We start from the raw sequence: 18,782 nt of genomic DNA, 5'->3' as shown, positions 1-18,782 counted from the left end.
TATACTCCAATCATGTTCTCTACAACACGATTTAAGTCAGATTAAGAACCAGAGAATATTTAATTACACTGTATAGGAAGTACGATTATGAGTTTAGATTTACGTGGATTAACCCCAGCACCTGTGACTCCTTTTACCCGTGACGGACAAGTAGACCATAATGCAATTCAACGTTTAGGTTCATGGTTAGGCAGTATTGATGGTGTGAAAGGCTTGGTTGTTCTTGGGCATGCAGGTGAAGGAACATTCTTGTCGCAAAAAGAACAAATGCAGGTCATCGAAAGCTTTGTTAAATCGGTAGATGACAAAATTCCGGTAATCGCAGGGATTACACTCGAAGGTACTTCGGTTGCAGCAGAAGAAGCAAAACGTGCGGTCAGCGCAGGTGCTTCGGCAGGTTTGATTTACCCTTCACATGGTTGGTTGCGTTTTGGCTATCAAAAAGGCGCGCCACAAGACCGCTATAAAGCGATTTATGAAGAAAGCGGTTTGCCATCTATTTTATTCCAATATCCAGATGCAACGAAGGCCACTTACGACCTAGACACTCTACTCGATATTTCTGCACAGCCAGGTGTATTTGCCATGAAAAATGGTGTGCGTAACATGCGTCGTTGGGATGTCGAAATTCCGATTATTCGCCGTGAACGTCCAGACTTACAAGTGTTGACGTGCCACGATGAATATTTGCTTCACACTATGTTTGATGTAGACGGCGCTTTGGTTGGCTATGGCAACATTGCCCCTGAACTGTTAATTGAAATGATTAAAGCAGGTAAAGCTAAAGATTACGCCAAAGCTCGTGCGATTCACGACCAGCTTTTACCAGTAACTCGCAATGTTTACCACCGTGGTTCACACATGGAAGGCACGGTCGCGCTTAAACATGCACTGGTTGCTCGCGGAATTTTGGACCATGCCACTGTGCGATCGCCTCTGCTTCCACTGGCAGATGGTGCTGAGCAAGAAATTCATGATGCAATGCGTCAAGCCGGAATTGGCAAGGTCGATTTAACCCAAGCCGTTGCTTAAATTCTATTCGGGCTAGCATGTACGCTAGCCTTTTTTTCCTGTACGCTGCCTGAGGCCAAACATCGGGCATGTCTCTTAAAAACAATAATAAAAAGCATGCAAACTGTGGTGAACAGGTAGTGCGAAATAGAACAAAAAAACTACGAGGAATGTAGTAATAAGGAGATAGAAGATGACAAATCTAGCGGATGTAGAACAAATTAGTCATCATCAAAAAAATGCGGAAATTATTGCAAGACTTGAACGGCTACCCGTCACTGGTCGATTGCAATTTATGCGTATTACCATTGGTATAGCGACCTTTTTTGACGCTTATACTGTTCTAGCAATTGCCTTTGCTTTACCCCAACTCATTACCGAATGGCACCTGACGCCTGCCTATGTCGGTGCGATCATTGCCGCGGGCTATGTCGGGCAACTGGTCGGTGCGATTTTCTTTGGTTCTCTTGCCGAAAAAGTCGGTCGTTTAAAAGTACTGTCTTTTACTATTTTACTGTTTGTGGCAATGGACATTTCTTGTCTGTTTGCGTGGAGCGGAATGTCGCTGTTAATTTTCCGTTTCTTACAAGGTGTTGGAACAGGTGGCGAAGTGCCCGTTGCGAGTGCCTATATTAACGAGTTTATTGGTGCAGAAAAGCGCGGTAAGTTTTTCTTGCTCTATGAAGTTTTATTCCCCCTCGGTCTTATGTTTGCAGGCATGGCAGCATTTTTCCTGATGCCAATTTACGGCTGGAAAGTCATGTTTATTGTGGGCCTAATTCCATCTTTACTGGTCATTCCTTTACGGTTTTTCTTGCCTGAGTCACCACGCTGGCTTGCTTCCAAAGGTCGTTTTAAAGAAGCTGATCAAGTTGTCAAAAGCTTTGAAGACGGTGCCATCAAAAGCGGTAAAACTTTGGCTGAACCTGTGGTTAAAGAAATTAATCCGCAAGGCATGGCAAAAACCGATTGGCGCGAGCTGTTCCGTGGCATTTACCGTAAACGTACCTTTACCCTGTGGGGCATGTGGTTTTGCGTGTATATGGTGAACAATGCCATGGTGACTTGGCTGCCATCTCTCTACAAACAACACTTTGGTCTGTCGCTTCAAACCAGTTTAGGTTATGGCTGGATTACCTCAGGCGTGGGTGTGATTGCCTCTATTATCTGTGCGTTAATGATTGATAAAGTTGGCCGCCGTCCTTGGTACAGTGCAGCGTTTTTCTTGGCAATTATTCCACTTATGAGCCTCTCGATTTTAGGTGCAAAATCGGCGATGGAAGTTGTGATTTTAGCAACGCTGAGCTATGCCATTTTACAGACCATTTCATTCTCTTTATACCTTTACGCTGCCGAGCTTTACCCAACTCGCCTACGTGCGATGGGCATTGGTTTTAGTACCGCTTGGCTACGTGCTGGCTCTGCAATTGGACCAGTTATGGTCGGCCTCGTTGTTGGTGGCTATGGCATTCAATATGTGTTTAGTGTGCTTGCCGTTGTGGCGCTCATTGGTGGGCTTGTAACCTTCTTGTTTGCCATTGAAACCAAAGGCCAAGTGCTCGAAAAACTCTCTCCTTAATTCATCCATTTCATAAAAAGCTTGCCTAACCCAGCGTTAGGCAAAGGGCTTATTCATGCTTAAAAAAGGAATTTAAAATGAATAAATATTTGCTATGGGGCTGTATTGGTTTAGGCAGTGCGAGCAACGCTTATGCAGAGCTTCCTCAAGAATTTGGCAAGTTAGAATTAAAACTTAACACTCGTTACTGGAACGATGAAGGCACTGCCCACCCCACGCTTGCCAACCCTTCGCCTTCATCGAGTGAATATGAACAAAGTGCCTTAGGGATTGAGTTAAATTATCAGTCCCCGTACATGTGGAACTGGCTTGGGGTAGATGGTTCACTCTATGCAGTCACCAAGTTATTTGACTCTGGCAAGCCTAGCACTCAGCTTTTAGAGGTCGAAAATAACGGCAAGCTCGATCAAAACTTTGCAACTTTAGGGCAGCTCTACATCAAAGCTAAACTGGGCGATAAAGGCGAAATTAAATTAGGTCGCCAGTTGCACGATTCGCTGTTACTTAAAAGCACCAATAACCGCGCGGTGCCCGATACTTTTTCGGGTGCGAGTGGTCAGTTTCAATTGAATGATCAGCTACAAACTTACATGGCTTACTATGACCGCTGGAAACCGCGCAGCATGGACTCATTTGAAAAACTGGTGACTGAAAATGACGAGCGTATTGATTATGTCGGTTTGCTGGGAGCTAAGTATCAGTACAAAAACTGGAGCGTGAATGCCGAGTATTTAAATAGCAAAGATTACTTAAAAAAGTACGGGGCAATTGCTCAATATAAGTTGCCGTTTCATGGCTTGGTGTGGACATTTAACACAGGTGCTTTTTTCTCGCGTGATGATGGCAAGCTGTTTAAATGCGGTGCCGAAACCGAGCTGGACTGTGTCAAAGGCCAAGACATTAACAACCGTGGCAATGGCTATTTTGTCGATGTAAATCTAGCCAAGAATAATATTGAAGGCAGCATTGCCGTTTCAAAGTTTGATGGTTTTTGGATTGAAGATAACTTTGCCGTGCACTCCGCCCGCAACTCGGTTGTGACGCAAGACCACGGTACCAACCCGTTTCCGACCTCTGCGACCATTGGCTCCGACTTTACCAACAACGATGAAACCGCCGTTGCCCTTCGCCTGAAATATAACTGGAAAGACTATGTGAAAGGTTTAAAAACCGAGGCGAAGTATATTTATGGCTTTGGCGCTCACCAAAATAACATCAGCAGTGATATTGAGGGTAAAGAGCGTTACTTTGACTTTACAGTGAGTTATGCCTTGCCGTGGGTGAAAAACTTAGATGTGCGTTATTCATTTTTGCATTATGAGTCGAAGTTTGAAAATGTAAACTTAGGTGAAAAAATAAATGGAATGTCTCGGAAAGATTGGGACCAGCACCGAGTATTTATTAATTACCGTTATACATTTTAAGTATAGGCCAAACGTTTAGTTTAGCTTTATTATTTTTATTAATTTACAGCTTTAAATATATTAACTTTTGAGTTTAATTGAAATATAAATTTATATTTAAAATTTTTATAATATTTTATTTAAATTGAATTGACCTGTTAAAAACTTATGATTATTATGGTCTCGCTGGCCTACATTGCCAGTCGGTTTTAGCAGACCGTAGATCCATGGCGGGTTATAGTTTTACTATAAGTCGTTAGACCCTTGCGTCCCTTTTCTTTGCGGTAGGACGGGAGGGGGACGCGCTCGCGCGTGCTGGTTCCTTGGATCCCAGTCTGCTAACCCCCTTTCGTTCTACCACCATAATCAATTGACGGTGATCTTTGGTGGTAGAGCTCCATAAATTCTAGGAGTTGACCATGACCTTTTTTATATTAATCCCCTATCCTCTCTCGTAATTTTATTTATTTAAAATTTAGGCTTTCTCTCACCTAAAATATTTTAAATTTGTAAATAATTTTATTTTAAAATTTTAATCATTTTATTTTCCTGTATTTCAGGCGGGTTAACTATTCCCTTTTTAAATGATTTTAATACTTTAAATATAGCGGTTTATTTTTTCTCATTGATATATCCCCAATCATTAAGAGAATAATATGAAATTTTATAAAACTATTTTGGTTTTAGGCCTCGTTGTCGGCGATTACAGCGTTTCGGGTTGTGACCTCCACACTCAGCAGGATTTTGAAAAAATTTGCCTGTCGGGTGGGCACACCCCAGCCAGTTGCGACTGTATTTACCAACGGCTTGAACAAGTGTATTCGCCTAAACTCATGCAACGTCTAGAACATGTCAGTTTGCAAAGTCCTGCTCTCCCACAGGACTTTGCCCCTACTTTTTTTAGTGTGATGCGGCGGTGCGATAAAGAAGACATGGGCTAAGCGTTTGGCTTAGCTCCCTTATCTCTGTGTCGCAATGGTGGATGACTTTAAATCAGCGCAAAAAATTAAAGTTCTGTTGTGACACGGGGGCCTTGGGGAATGAATTTAATCATTCATCTAATCAGTAATAATCCAATTATGTTTTTTAAATCTACTTATCCAGATTAATTTAAATCTTTTGGCTTCCAAACTTTTAAAGTACGTGGTAATACAACTAAAGTTAAAATATGGTCATACTTTTCTGAATATACTTTATATTCTATTATTGAGCTGTCCTTACAGGCGTATGGGAACCAGATAGTTGCTTTAATTTCTTCACCTTGTTTAGATTCAATAATTTCTAGATTCGAGGCTAAAGATTTTTCAGGTATTTCAATAATATTTTTCTTTGTTCTGAAAAATGCTCCATTTTTTACAGCAACCTTGCTTGAAATTGCCCAATTCATAAAACCATCTCTTGAGTTAATTAGAATTGCACTTTCATCAGTAAATTCTAGCCATTTCAATATTGCAGCAGTTAATGAAACACCATATCTCAATGCACACAAAGATAAGGATTGAATTAAATCTGATTGATCAATTTGACTCCTAAAATCATCTATAGGCATAAGCAAATAAGATGAAAATTTATTAGCTTCTGTCTCAATAGAAGCAATTTCATAACTTTGAAAATCATCATTCCCGCACTGAAACTCATCCTGTAATGTTCTGTGAAGAATGTAATGACCAAGTTCATGAGCTTTTGTAAATAAAATTCTTCCCGACGATTCCACAGTTGGGTTATATAATATAGTCCATTTATTAGTACTATTTTTAAACAATGCCCCATCAAATTTTTTTATTGAAACTTCTTTAATTTCAGTGATGGGATCATTCCACTTAAAAATATTAGCAGTTTCATATGCGAGCATATCAACGTTAATCGGAAATTTATCTAAACCATGCGCCTGAGAAAAAACGTCTATAACCTTTAATAATCTATTAGCTGCTTTAGGTGGATTTATTTTCTCATCCATTATTATTAACCTGATGATGATTTAATCACTGCCATTATATTCCTTATTTGTTCTTTTTCTTGAGAATTTAAATTTTTATATTCCCGAAAAAATGCATTATCAATATGTTTTTCTTCAGGAGTTCGTGAGTCAGACTCTAAAAAAAACTCAACTTCAACTTTTAAAGCTTGAGCTATGGATAATAACTTTTCTGCTGAGGGTTTCTGAGATTCTCTATTTTCTAGTTCCCATAAGTAACTCTTACTTAATCCAGCACTATTGGCTAAGGCTTCTAAAGTAAGTTTTTTTTCTTTTCTAAGAAGTCTAATTTTATCACCAAGTGTATTTGCCATCTCATATGTCTCTTGATTGATACTAAGTATATTTTACAAGAAAAAAGTTCGGAGTAGCGTAAAAAAAAACTTGACTATGTAAAATTTAGTATAAATAATGATCTTAGTTCGGTATAGCGAACTTTTTATCATGTTTCAGTATCATTGGAGTTTAAACTTTGACTACATTTCTTGATTTTTTTAAGGTACCACCGCCCGAGTCTCTAGACTTTCTTAACTTACAGTTGGAAAAAGATACAAAGGTATTTCTAGATCCCTACAGTGTGGCAATGACTAATAATGCTCATTGCATGAATGCACATAAATGTATTAAGGCATTTATGGAAACTTTATTGACCGCCTTAAAAGATGATAATCAAACTTTGGCCACGGAATTATGTAGCCACTTTCAGGAACCTAAAGGCACAGGGATTGGATGGACAAAGAAAAGTTATAAAGGCAGAGGCGCTGGAGAAATAAAAGCAGCTAAATTGCTGGAAGCATTAACTTCTTCTGAAGCGGTTATGTCTGGTGCAATTGAAGATTTAGAAGAACTAATATTAGTTGTTGAAGGATTAGGTTTAGATACTATTTCAGATATAACGATAAACCTAGGGATGAAACATTTTATAGAGTTTACACAAGAAAAATGTAATGAGCTAAATATCCCATTAGAGAGAATAAATAAGAAAGTTAATTACTTTTGCCATTTAGATAATGAATGGAAATCAGATTTTTTTGACTTACCTCATGCTCTTATTGGTGAAGAAAAAGAAAAGGGGCAAATTATTTTATTGCCTATAAACACTTTAGCTAAGCAATCAGCATATGGAACTTCATATTTCTTTACAAATATCGCTACCCCTTATTTCGTTAATCAAGGTATAGCTGCTGGTGCATCTTTTATCAGAGCTACAAAATCAGGGGGTTATAAAGCTGATCTTAAAAAGATGAGGGAAAACGATAAATATAAAGGGGGTAAAAAAAGAATGGGGAAATTTATAGCAGATCACCCAGAAGCCCTAAAAGAATATCGAGAGAAAGTGGCTTTCTATCGATATAAGAAAAATCACAAAAAAGACTAATTACCATAGGAGAATTTATTATGTCTAAAAATACAAAACAAACATCTAAAGCAGTAAGCTCTTTGGCATCGGATGTATTACGAGACTCTTCATCTTCGGCAATACAAAAACAATTAGCTGCTTCTGCGTTGTCTCAAACACATTCAAGTAAACAAACAGGAAGCGAGATGGAGACAAAAGCATCTAAAGTATTACAAAGTGACAAATATAGTGATACTACAAAATCATTAGCGGCATCACTTCTTTCACAATCTAATAAGCAAAGGTAGTAATTATCTTTGCTTATTAAATATTTACTTATCGGTCTTTTGAATTCGCTCTACAGTAATATATTCATTAGGAATCACAATCTGCTTTTCAATATCTTTCACTTTGTAAGAGACTAAAGTGTTTTTGCCGATTCCTTGAAATGGAACTTTCATATCCTTAAAAATAAAAATTTGGTTTTGGCTTAGTTCTTTAGTGGTGATTTTGGGTAATTCAATTAAGTTTGCATAAGGTGTCTTAATATATAACGTTGCTTTTTCCATTCTCACACCAGTATTTTGCATAGTGTAATTTAAGAAAATTTTGCCTACATCTCCAATCAAAAACATGAAAATTAGTGGAGTCAGAATAAGAAAAAGAGCTGATTGTATAGCATTCTTAATCCATATTTCTAATTGCTTTAACTTTGCTTCTGCAAAAGTTTTTAGATTTTCACTTGCTTTAGGATCATTAATAATATCCTCTAAATTTTCAAATTTTAAACGGAACTCTTTGACCCTCTTCTGATTAACGTAAAAAGCATAATAAAATAAAGAGATTAGACTTACAGTAATACCAATATAAGCATTAATTTTCCAATCTAGTAAAAATAAACCACGAATAATGTATAGGAGGTAAACAGATACTCCGAATGTGATAATACTAATCTTTGGAAATGGAAGTTTTTGTCCGATTCTTACATGAGATGGCAAATATCTATCAACCACACTTAAGATGAAATAAGTCACTGGCATTAAAGAGATACCAAAGAAAAATAGCATCATGCAGAACGCAGTATAGACAATAGAAAATGCTGCGAAAATCAGTAAAAAAATGAGTGTATCGCCAAAGCTAATTTCCGATGGGATATAGCTGATCGTCAAAAGATAAGCGACTAAGCACAGCACCCCTATTGCCACTATCGCTTTAGTCGTTGTCAGCGCTACTTCATGCCACTGCCCCAGATTATTTAAATATCTCGTTATCAAGTCGTTCATTTGATCTAACCAAATCTTATAAATTATTTAAGAATCGATGATTACCCTTTTATTAAACAGCTCCCCAGCGGAGTAATCATGTTTTGAAATTTCCCCCAATAAAAAACCTGAAATTCACATTTCAGGTTTCTCTATTTCAATAGAAAATTAGATTGCTAGAGTTCATTTCCATTAAAATCAAATCGTAACTAGCTCAGCAATTTTTTCTGCAATGACAGCCATTGAGTCCTCAGAAGTGTCCAAGCCACTTCTAGAGGCAAGCATAGGGCTGACATTACGGAGTGCTTCATAAGTTGTATTGTGCACGATTGGAATTAATTGGTTACCAGCTAAAAGTGTCGAAAGCTCTTTGTCTGCAACGCTTTCTTTAGGAAGGCGAGCTAAAAGTGCTGGAGTCACTAAAACAAGCCCTATTCTAGAATTTGCTAACCCCTTATCAATGGCACGCATCATTGGCACACCAAGCCCCAAATCCTTCTCACTGAACCAAACTTTAACACCAGATGCTACAAGTAACTGATGCAGGTCCTTGGCTGCACCCTGACGATCATCCCATGCATGGCAGAGGAAAACGTCACGTAGGTCTGGCTGTTCTACTGCTCGTATCTCAATAGTTTGGCGAATTGGTGTAAGTGACATTATTTGAGCAGACGTGTACGAAATAGATGAACCAGCTCTTGCCCAACGTGGCTTTGAACTACTGCTTGATCTACTAGAACTTCCACTATTGCCGTAGCTACTGCCTGTGTAACTACTCCCACTATTACTTGATGAATAGCTTGAACCATAGCCACTATAGCGATAACTACTGCGATTACGGCATGCAGGACAAGCAGCGGCAGCAGCAGCTGAGCTATGTCCGCGGACAGGGGCTGTACATCTAGCCATGTTGTAATTCTCCCATTTGTAATTTTCCTATCAAGTAGAGATGTAATCAGACTAATGTGCTCTTATTGAAACTAAAAGACACATCGAGTATATAAGCACAATAAAATTCTAATATAGCTATTTTACTGATTTATATTTAAAAATTTACAAACCAACAAGTTTTCTTAATTTTTTACCAGTTACAGGCGAGCCTAGAAGCCTGACAAATATCCTTTCCAATCCTTCAGAATCCCCCGCAGATAATTCGTCACCATCAACCTTAATTGTACAAGGATAGCCTTGCGTACCAAATTCAATTACAGTTAGTCGTTCTGAAATTGACTTATCACTCACCAAGACAGCCTTCAAAATTTTATCAGCAGGTTTGTCTGTTCCATTATTTACTTTATTATGTTCTGCAATTGCTATTGTTTTCAAAAATACCCCTAAACCCTCGTAAGGAGATGCTAACTCTAGTGTAACTTTACCTTTAGAAAAACTTTCTACTTCATGTTTAACTTGATCAACCATGCTTAATATTTCTTTAATATTTTTTTCTTTATCCAAGGAGGCTTCTATTCCAGACTCAATAGCCGTTAAAAATTTTGTCATGGTAATTTCCTTGTTAAAATTGCACTTATTGGTAAGTGATCTGATACATTAGGGCTTAATCCATTTTTACAATCTGTCATTAATAAATCAATATCAATGATTTTGACATGCTCATCTTTTAATTCCCAATCTCCAACTAAAAAACCATGGGAGAATAAAACTTGATCTATCGTGTACCAACGATTAAATGCCCCTGATGGATAATAATAAGTCCCCTCTTTCATCACTCCTGAACTGTTTTGAATAGATGATAGAAATTTCCAGCATGGGTTATATAACACTCGTGCTGCAGCTTTATTTAGCACTAATTCTTTTTCTCGAGACGACTGTAAATGATGAACTAGAGCATCATGATAAGGTTCCACATTATAGTCTCCCATCATTATAACCTTTCTTCCCAAGGCTAGCTCTGCTTCAACATCAATCCTCAACCTCTCTGCTATTGATGTTAATTTTAGATATACATCATTCCTCTTACTCGGCCAATGCGAAAGATAAATAATAGCAACATCTCCTAGACTTAGCTGGAAAGTATATTTTTGACCATATTTAAAAGTTCTAGTTGAAGAGTACATTTCAAAATTTTTAACATCTGTATTTCCATGCCTTATTAGTGTGTTTGTTTTTTTATAATAAATACATGTATCAAAATAAACTCTTCCGGATTTTTCAACTCCCTTAGCACAATAATACCCAAGTGATTGGGGAGAAATTTCCATATCAAAAAAATCTAGGTCGCTTTGGCTAACTTCACCCAAGCAAATAAATTCATATCCAATATTCATAAATTTTTCTAATACTAGCGCTACTAATTTTTTTTTATCATTATTAGCAACCCCTCTTTTAGAACTAATAGGAGGAGATAGGCTGGTATTCCACCACAATATAGGATACAAATAATCGTTCATTTAACGTTAAATATTATCATAATAATAGATTGATAATTAATTATAGAGCTAAAAATACAGAAAACCAGTTCTCTTAACCACATGAAGCTAAAAATAATTCTAATACTTAATTCGATGAATCTATAGTTTTTAGTATCTCTATCGAATCTAGCTCTAATCTATAAAAGTAAACTATAAACTCAAAATATATCTAATCACACATTTCCACTTTATCCATAAAATATAAGTAAAAATGTTTAACTAAAGCACGTTTTTAAAATCCTAATTATATAAATCCAAGAATAAATGAGAAATAGCAAAAATTATAATAAACTCTAGCCTGTCAAAATTCTGTCAATAAAAAAGCCACTTATGATAAGTGGCTGATTTATTTAAAGTATTTTGGTGGAGATGGCGGGAGTTGAACCCGCGTCCGCCAGCACTACGCTCGAGAATACTACATGCTTAGATATCGTCTATTGTTTTAACACCAAGTGACCCGACGAACAGGGTACAAGGTGCGATCCTCTAAGTTTGGTATAAAGCCCCGAGGCTTGACTCTATACGGACTTGTGTGCGTGCGCTACGGTCGGGTTCCTAAACCACAAGTATTCTAGGAAGCGGACAAACTGCCCTTAGGCAGCTAGAGCGTAAGTTTCGTCGTTTGCGACTATTAAAATGCAAATTTTATTTACGAGAGAAAATGCGCTCTCGGCATGCATCTATGAGTTTCATCACCGGCGTCGAAGCCAATAACATCCCCATGAATGTCTGCACATCATAGCATAACTAAAATAAAATGCTGTGCATTTTATCAACAGTCTGCCACTGATGAACATACTTACATAATTGAGTGCCTTTTGTTTTTTTCAAGGCCCCTCATAAAAAAAAGCTGCCAAAAATGACAGCTTTTTTAAGTTTGGCCTATAAAGCACCATTGCCTAACACGATCCCTTCACGGCGTGGGTCTACCCCACCTGCGTATTTACTTTGATTATTTATATTTACTTTCATAATCGTTGAAATACCACTGGTTTGTGCAGTGTTAGAGATGCCATGCCCTTTTGCTTTTAAGCCTTCAATCAGGTCAACTAAAGAAAGCTGTACATTTGAGCTATCCACATTGGTGTTTTTGCTATTGGTCGCGCCAAAGTTTACAAGCGAAGTGGCCTGCTGTGCATTTAAATTCCAGTCCAATGCACCCACCAAAGTTTTAACTACATATTGAATGATCGTACCGCCACCTGGTGAACCTGTTGCCATATAAAACTCATCTGGCGTGGTGCCTTTAAACACTAAGGTTGGCGCCATAGTACTACGTGGGCGTTTGCCTCCTTCTACACGGTTGGCAACAAGTGCTCCCGTGCTGTCATAAGGGTTTGCGCTAAAGTCAGTTAACTGGTTTGATAACAAGAAACCATCCACCATATGGAATGAACCCATGCTCGATTCAACAGTCGATGTCATTGAAACCACATTGCCATAGGCATCTACTATCGTAAACTGAGTCGTACCATGTTCAACAGTGGTGTCGACACCCGAAGCTGGGTTGAAATTACCCGCTGGTGCAACGCCCATACTTTGGTTCGGGTTAATCAGTGCAGCACGCTGTTTTAAGTAATTTTTATCAATAAAACTTGGAATACCCTGTGCTGGCAAACGAACAAAGTCAGTATCTGCGACATATTTGTCACGGTCGGCATAGGCCAAACGCTCTGCTTCAGACACTAAATGCACACCCATCACATCAGGTACACCGCCTTCATTTTCAGGGTTCTTAGGTGGATAGAGCGACATGTCAAAGTTTTCTAAAATACCCAGCGTCTGTGCAACTGCAATCCCTCCCGAAGATGGAGGTGGCATGGTACATATATAGTAACGGTCACGATACGTCGTACAAATCGGGTCGCGTTTTTTCACCTGATAGTTTGATAAATCCTGCAAGGTCATCAAACTTGGGGTAATTGGAGTCCGTGCTGGGTCATCCCCCACCGTTTGCCCTGCTTTTGCCACAATGGCTTGCGCAATCGGCCCAGTGTGCAGTGCATTTGCCCCTTGTGAAGCGAGTGCTTCTAGGGTTTTTGCATAGGCTTTATTGGTCATGGTTTCACCCACTTTACGAGGTGATCCATCTGGGTAGAAATAGGTTGCCATTGCATTTGCATCGAGCGCTAAGTTGTTTGCATTGCTTGCAATTGCATCTGCCAAACGCCCCGGAATACGGAAACCGTTGTCAGCCAAACCAATCGCTTCACCAAAAAGTTGGTTCCACTTGAGTTTGCCATGCTCTTTTTGTGCTTGTTCCAATAAACGCATCACACCCGGCACACCAATCGAGCGACCGCTACGGCGCGCACTTGGTACAGGCGGAGGTGAATTTGGGTCATATATATTTTGGCGAATTAAATAAAATTCGTTGGCTGCTGCTGGTGCGGTTTCACGGCCATCATAAGCAGTGACTTGTTTGGTTTTAGCATCGTAATACATCATAAAACCACTACCGGCAATCGTGCTCGATTGTGGTTCGACCAAACCAAGCACGGCTTGTACCGCTACGGCTGCATCAACTGCACTACCGCCTGCTTTTAAAACATCACAACCTGCTTTTACCGCAAGTGGCGTGTTTGCCACCACCATATATTTATCTGCGTATTTAACCGTGTTACCGAGTCTATAACCCGATGCACCCTCTGGCGCGGCTGGGTCACCATTTTGGTTTGAACCGACCACCACGTTTGAACCGTCTTGTGCCAGTTTGCTACAACTGGTCGGGTCATTATCTACAATTAAATTGGGTGGGGTTATATTTGAATCATCCTTGGGCTGATCTGACGAGGAGTCATCTCCACATCCTTGTAATAAACCGACTGCTAATAAACTACTGAACAAAAATGAATATCTTTTATTCACGTGATAACTCCAATATATACGCCTGCCTATCCATGCAATTGCCATGCAAGCTTCTTTGTTTTCAGGTCTTCAGTTTTTTAATCTTTGATAAAAATAAAGTTTTAATAATATTAAATGATTGGCGGTGTTTATTTTATACTCTGTGTAATGTCTCCTTGTTTGTTATCACACTCTTTTATAACTGATTTGCCCAATTCTGGCATGCTTTATTTCTTTAAATACAGGCAAAATCTGCTATTTATAAACTCGCTCATTTTGTAGTTGGCCTAAAAAAAGCACCTCCGAAGAGATGCTTTTTTGTGTTTAGTGAGAAGGCATGCCACTGACCTGTTTGGGTTTAGGACACAGCCAAATCACCAGCCCTGCAAAGACAAACACCATCGCAAATAGCAAAAACACATGGTTTGCCGACATGGTAATGGCTTCTTTATCGACAAGGTTTGAAATAATTCCGAGCGTCGAGTCAGCCGTAAAACCATTTTGCAAAAGTGTGTTTTGTACTTCAGTCGTATGTAGGTTTGACACCATTTCACTACGGGCAACTTTGGCGTGGTCGTCCCACACGGTCACTGCAATTGAAGCGCCAATCGCCCCTGCCATGGTTCTTAAGAAGTTCATGAGGCCCGCAGCAGATGCAATTTCTTGCTGGAGTACCGAACCAAGTGCAATATTCGACAGTGGAATAAAGAAAAATGGCACAGCAAAACCTTGTAAGATTTGCGGCCAAGCCAACGCCATAAAGTCGGCATCTGTGGTCCAGAATGCTCGCATTAAGGTAACAGCACCCAACAAAATCAAACCAAAACTTGCCAGTGCGCGTGGGTCATGTTTGGTCGAGAGCTTTGCCACAATCGGTGACATGGTCAAACTACCAAAGCCCATGGTTGCGGTTAAATATCCGGCCCATGTCGCAGTGTAGGAAAGGTTCATTTGCAGCCACTGCGGAATCAGTACAATGCTGCCAAAGAATGCTCCAAAGCCGAGCGACAAGGCCAGTACCGAAATAGCAAAGCCCCTATGCCTAAAGACTTTCACATCTACGACGGGGTGTTTGTCGGTGAGCTCCCATATGAGGAACACCACAAAGCCAATGGCGGCAGTTAAAGCTAAAACGATAATGCTGGTGCTGTTAAACCAGTCTCGTTCGTGCCCCAAATCAAGCATGAGCTGTAGTGCACCAATCCACAGAATTAACAAACCTAAACCGACGGTGTCGATTCTTAAAGAAATCGTTTCTGTTTCAGCCACTCTTAACAAGCGCATTGCCGCTAAAACACAAATAATACCAACCGGTAAGTTAATAAAGAAAATCCAGTGCCAAGACAGGTTGTCACTAATCAGACCACCCAAAATCGGCCCTAAAATTGGCCCAACGACGGTAGTCATGGCCCATAGGCCCATCGCCTGTGCATGCTTTTCTTGAGGGAAAATACGCATCAGCAAGGTTTGACTGAGTGGCATAAGCGGGCCACCGCATAAACCTTGTCCAATACGGAAAAACACCAGCATACCTAACGAGTTTGCTAGGCCGCACAAAAAAGAAAAAATGGTAAAACCAATCAGACCAAAAATAAAAACCCGAACAGTTCCAAAGCGCCCTGCAAGCCAACCTGTTAAAGGTACACAAATCGCTTCTGCAACTGCATACGAAGTAACAACCCATGTCCCTTGTGTACTTGAAACGGCAAGGTTACCGGTAATGTGCGGTACAGATACATTGGCAATGGTCGTATCGAGCACAACCATAAAGTTCGACAAGGCAATAACAAACGCTGCCAGTATTAAACGGCCACCGCTTAGTTCGGCAAAAGGTGTTTGCGTTTTCATAAGCGTTTACTTCGCAGATAAGTCGACTTTTGCTTCCATCGACAAGCCAACACGCAGTGGGTGTTCAGCAAGTTCTTTCGGGTCAAGTGCAATACGGACTGGTAAGCGTTGAACCACTTTAATCCAGTTACCTGTTGCGTTTTGAGCCGGAATTAAGGCAAAGGCAGAGCCTGTACCACCAGAGAAGCCCATCACTTTGCCGTGATATTCAACGTCATCGCCATATAAATCTGAAGTCAGCGTGACCGCCTGACCTGGACGGACTTTTTTCAACTGACTTTCTTTGAAGTTTGCATCTACATATAAATCGTTAAGTGGCACAATCATCATCATGCTCGTACCCGGCGCAACACGTTGACCGACTTGAATATTACGGCGCGTAACTACTCCATCAACTGGTGCACGAATCACGGTACGTTCCAAATCAAGCTGAGCTTGTTCAACATGCGCTTGTGCAACTTGTACATCAGGTGTTGATGTTTCGCTTACACCCTGAATTAACGCTTCGTTTGCAGCTAAGGTGCTTTCAGCAGCTTTACGGCTTGAAGAGGCTTGCGCTAAACCAGCTTTGGCAAGCTCTAGCCCTGCTTTAGCTGTTTCAACTGCACTTTGTGCTTTAGTGAGCTCTTCTTTAGATACTGCACCAGATGCGGCAAGTTGTGCACGGCGGTTGAGTTCTAACCCAGCTTTGTCATAATCTGCCTGTGCTTGAGCAACCTGTGCTTTGGCACTGTTAATTTCGTCAGCACGCACCACCACTTGAGAGTTTAAAGAACTACTGTTTGCCGCAGTTTGTTTATATTGGCGTTTTGCTTTGGCAAGTTCTGCCTCAGCTTGAGCCAATGCAATTTTGGCATCACGGTCATCAATACGAACCAGCACGTCACCACGATGTACAGTTTGGGTATCTTTTACGACAACCTGAGCGACCTGTCCGCTCACCATTGAAGTAATTTGCGCGGTTTCTGCACCGACATAGGCATTATCCGTACTCACGGAATTATTTAAAAATAATGCCCAGATTGCATACAAAATAGCGGCGATCAATAAAATCAGCGCAAAAAAACCAAGAAATTTTTTGCGCTTGTTTTGATTGTTTTCATCCGAGGCAGATGTTGTTGGCACTGTTTCTTGTACATTGCTTTGTGCATCAGTCATGGTATGTTCCTAAAGATGAGTTGGCTTTGCCATCAATCTCGCACTACACCTTGTTATAGAGTTTTTCTTTTTCTATAAACAAGACATACCGCATTGTCAAAGGAGCTAATTTTAACGCTAAAACCTCATAATATGAGAATAAAATTTTATAACTCATGCGTTCGTTCTAATTAAATTAATGTTTATCTCAAAGTTTTTATGAAAATTTTAGCTTTTCAAACACTAAAAAAAGCGCACTTGGCGCTTTTAAATGATTCAATTCATTGCTTAATAGGCATATGAAGCAATACCCGCAGCAATGGCTTTATCTTCATCATTGACCATGGTCATGCGCATGGTGCAGCCTTTACGACCTAAACGTAATACTTCAGCACGTGCAATAAAATATTTACCACGCCCTGGTGCTAAATAATCTACACGCATGTCGACGGTTGCCAAACGCGATACTTGTTTAATGGTTTCAGTTAAAGTTTCGGGAGTTGAACGGCGGTATAGGTGTTCCATTGCCACAATTCCACCAATACTATCGAGCAAAGTTGCAGCAACGCCGCCATGCAAAATCTGAAATGCCAAATTGCCAATCAGGTTGGGTTGCATCTCGATATAGCCTTCAATGTGCCCGTCCACCACACGCATAATCATTCCACTATGCTTAAAAAAAGGAGAGCTATTAAACGCCTTACATAATTGGTTGAGAACCACCGTTAAGTCTGTTTTTGCACCTAAATGGATGTTCCCAGTCCAATTTTTCTTTTCTTCACTCATACATTGCCTAAATTTAAAAGCATGATAAACACCCATAATTTTGTACAAATCCAGCATTATGGGGCTACAATACAGCAGTCGGTTGACAGTAATGGAATATCCGCCAACCTATCCTAGTGTAATACCGAACATCGAGATTGTTATGACTTATACGTTCAATCGTCCTGCATTTCCAGCTACTCGCATGCGCCGTATCCGTAAAAATGACCAGTTGCGTGCGATGGTCAGCGAAACACAGCTCACTACCAATCACTTGATTTATCCAGTATTTGTATTACCGGGACAAAATCAGACCCAAGATATTCCAAGTATGCCAAACATTCAGCGTTTGTCGGCAGATTTGTTACTGAAAAAAGCTGAAAGACTTCTGGAATTGGGCGTATCAAAACTGGCTCTTTTTCCAGTTACTCCGCAAGAAGATAAAAGCCTCACCGCAGAAGCTGCATGGCGTGAAGATGGTTTAGTCCAAACCACCTGCCGTCTGCTTAAAAAAGAATTACCAGAAATGGTGTTAATTACTGATGGTGCCCTCGACCCTTACACGACTCATGGTCAAGACGGCATTATTGATGAAACAGGCTATGTGCTGAATGACGAGACTGTAGAGTGCTTGATTAAACAAGCCTTAAGTCACGCAGAAGCAGGTGCCGAAGTGATTGCTCCAAGTGACATGATGGATGGCCGTATTGGCGCAATTCGTCAGGCTTTAGAAGCTAATGGTCACATCTATACCAACATCATGGCCTACTCTGCGAAATATGCATCTAGCTTCTATGGCCCGTTCCGCGATGCTGTTGGCTCTGCATCCAACCTAAAAGGTGGTAATAAATATAACTACCAGATGGACTTTGCCAACCGTGCCGAAGCTTTACATGAAATCGCGCTTGATATTCAAGAAGGCGCCGACATGGTAATTGTAAAACCAGGCATGCCATATCTAGATGTGGTACGTGAAGTGAAAGATACCTTTGGTATTCCGACATTCATTTATCAAGTGAGTGGTGAATATGCAATGTTAGCTGGCGCAATTCAAAATGGCTGGTTATCAGACTCAGTCATTTTAGAATCACTCATGTGCTGCCGCCGTGCTGGTGCAGACGGGATCTGGACTTACTTTGCAGAAACCGCTGCTGAAAAACTCAAGGAAATGAACTAAGTTCGCAGAG

Annotated in this window: 17 protein-coding genes and 1 other RNA gene; 7 read left to right on the top strand and 11 right to left on the bottom strand. The window is 40.1% G+C overall.

All coding sequences use genetic code 11. The features are described 5' to 3' along the window. The first annotated feature begins 87 nt into the window (after positions 1-87). The 4 genes from JGE69_RS00280 (at position 88) to JGE69_RS00265 (ending at position 4,934) form a co-directional block, all read left to right on the top strand. Complete coding sequence (locus JGE69_RS00280) at positions 88-1,032, top strand: dihydrodipicolinate synthase family protein (protein WP_000050876.1); 945 nt, start codon at positions 88-90, stop codon at positions 1,030-1,032. Between the two features lie 172 nt (positions 1,033-1,204). Next, a complete protein-coding gene (locus JGE69_RS00275; RefSeq protein ID WP_061875642.1) occupies positions 1,205-2,590 on the top strand; it encodes an MFS transporter in 1,386 nt (461 codons plus the stop codon). Positions 2,591-2,667: 77 nt separating this feature from the next. Further along, positions 2,668-4,014: an OprD family outer membrane porin gene (locus JGE69_RS00270; protein ID WP_199111786.1), complete on the top strand. Its 1,347-nt coding sequence runs from the start codon at positions 2,668-2,670 to the stop codon at positions 4,012-4,014. Between the two features lie 635 nt (positions 4,015-4,649). Beyond that, complete coding sequence (locus JGE69_RS00265; RefSeq protein ID WP_063098277.1) at positions 4,650-4,934, top strand: hypothetical protein; 285 nt, start codon at positions 4,650-4,652, stop codon at positions 4,932-4,934. A 164-nt stretch (positions 4,935-5,098) separates the two neighbouring features. Here JGE69_RS00265 and JGE69_RS00260 read toward each other — a convergent pair whose 3' ends face one another. Together JGE69_RS00260 and JGE69_RS00255 are read right to left on the bottom strand one after the other, a co-directional pair. Beyond that, positions 5,099-5,950, bottom strand: coding sequence for an ImmA/IrrE family metallo-endopeptidase (locus JGE69_RS00260; protein WP_199111785.1), 852 nt, complete (start codon positions 5,948-5,950; stop codon positions 5,099-5,101). 5 nt (positions 5,951-5,955) lie between these two features. Beyond that, positions 5,956-6,282, bottom strand: a complete 327-nt coding sequence (locus JGE69_RS00255; RefSeq protein ID WP_199111784.1) for a helix-turn-helix domain-containing protein — start codon at positions 6,280-6,282, stop codon at positions 5,956-5,958. Between the two features lie 290 nt (positions 6,283-6,572). On the opposite strand from JGE69_RS00255, the gene JGE69_RS00250 reads away from it, so the two are divergent. Both JGE69_RS00250 and JGE69_RS00245 read left to right on the top strand, forming a co-directional pair. Further along, positions 6,573-7,346 (top strand): hypothetical protein, encoded by a 774-nt coding sequence (locus tag JGE69_RS00250; protein WP_227602344.1) that lies wholly within the window; start codon positions 6,573-6,575, stop codon positions 7,344-7,346. A 20-nt stretch (positions 7,347-7,366) separates the two neighbouring features. Then, on the top strand, positions 7,367-7,615 hold the full coding sequence (locus JGE69_RS00245; RefSeq protein WP_017391764.1) for a hypothetical protein: 249 nt from the start codon (positions 7,367-7,369) through the stop codon (positions 7,613-7,615). A 24-nt stretch (positions 7,616-7,639) separates the two neighbouring features. On the opposite strand, the gene JGE69_RS00240 is transcribed toward JGE69_RS00245, so the two are convergent. From JGE69_RS00240 to JGE69_RS00200, 9 genes are all read right to left on the bottom strand, one after another. Further along, a complete protein-coding gene (locus JGE69_RS00240; protein ID WP_199111782.1) occupies positions 7,640-8,590 on the bottom strand; it encodes a hypothetical protein in 951 nt (316 codons plus the stop codon). Positions 8,591-8,767: 177 nt separating this feature from the next. Continuing rightward, positions 8,768-9,478 carry a toll/interleukin-1 receptor domain-containing protein gene (locus JGE69_RS00235; protein ID WP_199111781.1) on the bottom strand — a complete coding sequence of 237 codons (711 nt, stop codon included), beginning with the start codon at positions 9,476-9,478 and terminating at the stop codon, positions 8,768-8,770. A gap of 144 nt (positions 9,479-9,622) precedes the next feature. Then, a complete protein-coding gene (locus tag JGE69_RS00230; RefSeq protein ID WP_199111780.1) occupies positions 9,623-10,069 on the bottom strand; it encodes a hypothetical protein in 447 nt (148 codons plus the stop codon). Then, positions 10,066-10,953 (bottom strand): endonuclease/exonuclease/phosphatase family protein, encoded by an 888-nt coding sequence (locus JGE69_RS00225; protein WP_227616437.1) that lies wholly within the window; start codon positions 10,951-10,953, stop codon positions 10,066-10,068. Before JGE69_RS00225 ends, JGE69_RS00230 begins: the two co-directional genes overlap by 4 nt. Before the next feature lie 406 nt (positions 10,954-11,359). Continuing rightward, positions 11,360-11,719, bottom strand: a transfer-messenger RNA (tmRNA) gene (ssrA, locus tag JGE69_RS00220). Between the two features lie 161 nt (positions 11,720-11,880). Continuing rightward, positions 11,881-13,866 carry a gamma-glutamyltransferase gene (gene ggt / locus JGE69_RS00215; RefSeq protein ID WP_199111778.1) on the bottom strand — a complete coding sequence of 662 codons (1,986 nt, stop codon included), beginning with the start codon at positions 13,864-13,866 and terminating at the stop codon, positions 11,881-11,883. Positions 13,867-14,169: 303 nt separating this feature from the next. Then, a complete protein-coding gene (locus JGE69_RS00210) occupies positions 14,170-15,693 on the bottom strand; it encodes a DHA2 family efflux MFS transporter permease subunit (RefSeq protein WP_086394284.1) in 1,524 nt (507 codons plus the stop codon). Positions 15,694-15,699: 6 nt separating this feature from the next. Next, positions 15,700-16,851, bottom strand: a complete 1,152-nt coding sequence (locus JGE69_RS00205) for an EmrA/EmrK family multidrug efflux transporter periplasmic adaptor subunit (protein WP_199111777.1) — start codon at positions 16,849-16,851, stop codon at positions 15,700-15,702. Positions 16,852-17,118: 267 nt separating this feature from the next. Then, entirely contained in the window at positions 17,119-17,616 is a 498-nt protein-coding gene (locus JGE69_RS00200; RefSeq protein ID WP_002121786.1) for a thioesterase family protein, read from the bottom strand. Between the two features lie 142 nt (positions 17,617-17,758). On the opposite strand from JGE69_RS00200, the gene hemB reads away from it, so the two are divergent. Beyond that, a complete protein-coding gene (hemB, locus tag JGE69_RS00195; protein ID WP_000222569.1) occupies positions 17,759-18,772 on the top strand; it encodes a porphobilinogen synthase in 1,014 nt (337 codons plus the stop codon). Positions 18,773-18,782: the final 10 nt, after the last annotated feature.

The organism is Acinetobacter sp. C13 (genome assembly GCF_016809775.1).
Lineage (GTDB): Bacteria > Pseudomonadota > Gammaproteobacteria > Pseudomonadales > Moraxellaceae > Acinetobacter > Acinetobacter pittii.
The sequence above is the reverse complement of the archived record's forward strand: the minus strand, read 5'-3'. Positions and strand labels throughout refer to the sequence as shown.

Coding starts and splice junctions, on each gene's coding strand:
- JGE69_RS00280 (WP_000050876.1), top strand. CDS start 88: ATGAGTTTAGATTTACGTGGATTAACCCCAGCACCTGTGACTCCTTTT.
- JGE69_RS00275 (WP_061875642.1), top strand. CDS start 1,205: ATGACAAATCTAGCGGATGTAGAACAAATTAGTCATCATCAAAAAAAT.
- JGE69_RS00270 (WP_199111786.1), top strand. CDS start 2,668: ATGAATAAATATTTGCTATGGGGCTGTATTGGTTTAGGCAGTGCGAGC.
- JGE69_RS00265 (WP_063098277.1), top strand. CDS start 4,650: ATGAAATTTTATAAAACTATTTTGGTTTTAGGCCTCGTTGTCGGCGAT.
- JGE69_RS00260 (WP_199111785.1), bottom strand. CDS start 5,950: ATGGATGAGAAAATAAATCCACCTAAAGCAGCTAATAGATTATTAAAG.
- JGE69_RS00255 (WP_199111784.1), bottom strand. CDS start 6,282: ATGGCAAATACACTTGGTGATAAAATTAGACTTCTTAGAAAAGAAAAA.
- JGE69_RS00250 (WP_227602344.1), top strand. CDS start 6,573: ATGAATGCACATAAATGTATTAAGGCATTTATGGAAACTTTATTGACC.
- JGE69_RS00245 (WP_017391764.1), top strand. CDS start 7,367: ATGTCTAAAAATACAAAACAAACATCTAAAGCAGTAAGCTCTTTGGCA.
- JGE69_RS00240 (WP_199111782.1), bottom strand. CDS start 8,590: ATGAACGACTTGATAACGAGATATTTAAATAATCTGGGGCAGTGGCAT.
- JGE69_RS00235 (WP_199111781.1), bottom strand. CDS start 9,478: ATGGCTAGATGTACAGCCCCTGTCCGCGGACATAGCTCAGCTGCTGCT.
- JGE69_RS00230 (WP_199111780.1), bottom strand. CDS start 10,069: ATGACAAAATTTTTAACGGCTATTGAGTCTGGAATAGAAGCCTCCTTG.
- JGE69_RS00210 (WP_086394284.1), bottom strand. CDS start 15,693: ATGAAAACGCAAACACCTTTTGCCGAACTAAGCGGTGGCCGTTTAATA.
- JGE69_RS00205 (WP_199111777.1), bottom strand. CDS start 16,851: ATGACTGATGCACAAAGCAATGTACAAGAAACAGTGCCAACAACATCT.
- JGE69_RS00200 (WP_002121786.1), bottom strand. CDS start 17,616: ATGAGTGAAGAAAAGAAAAATTGGACTGGGAACATCCATTTAGGTGCA.
- hemB (WP_000222569.1), top strand. CDS start 17,759: ATGACTTATACGTTCAATCGTCCTGCATTTCCAGCTACTCGCATGCGC.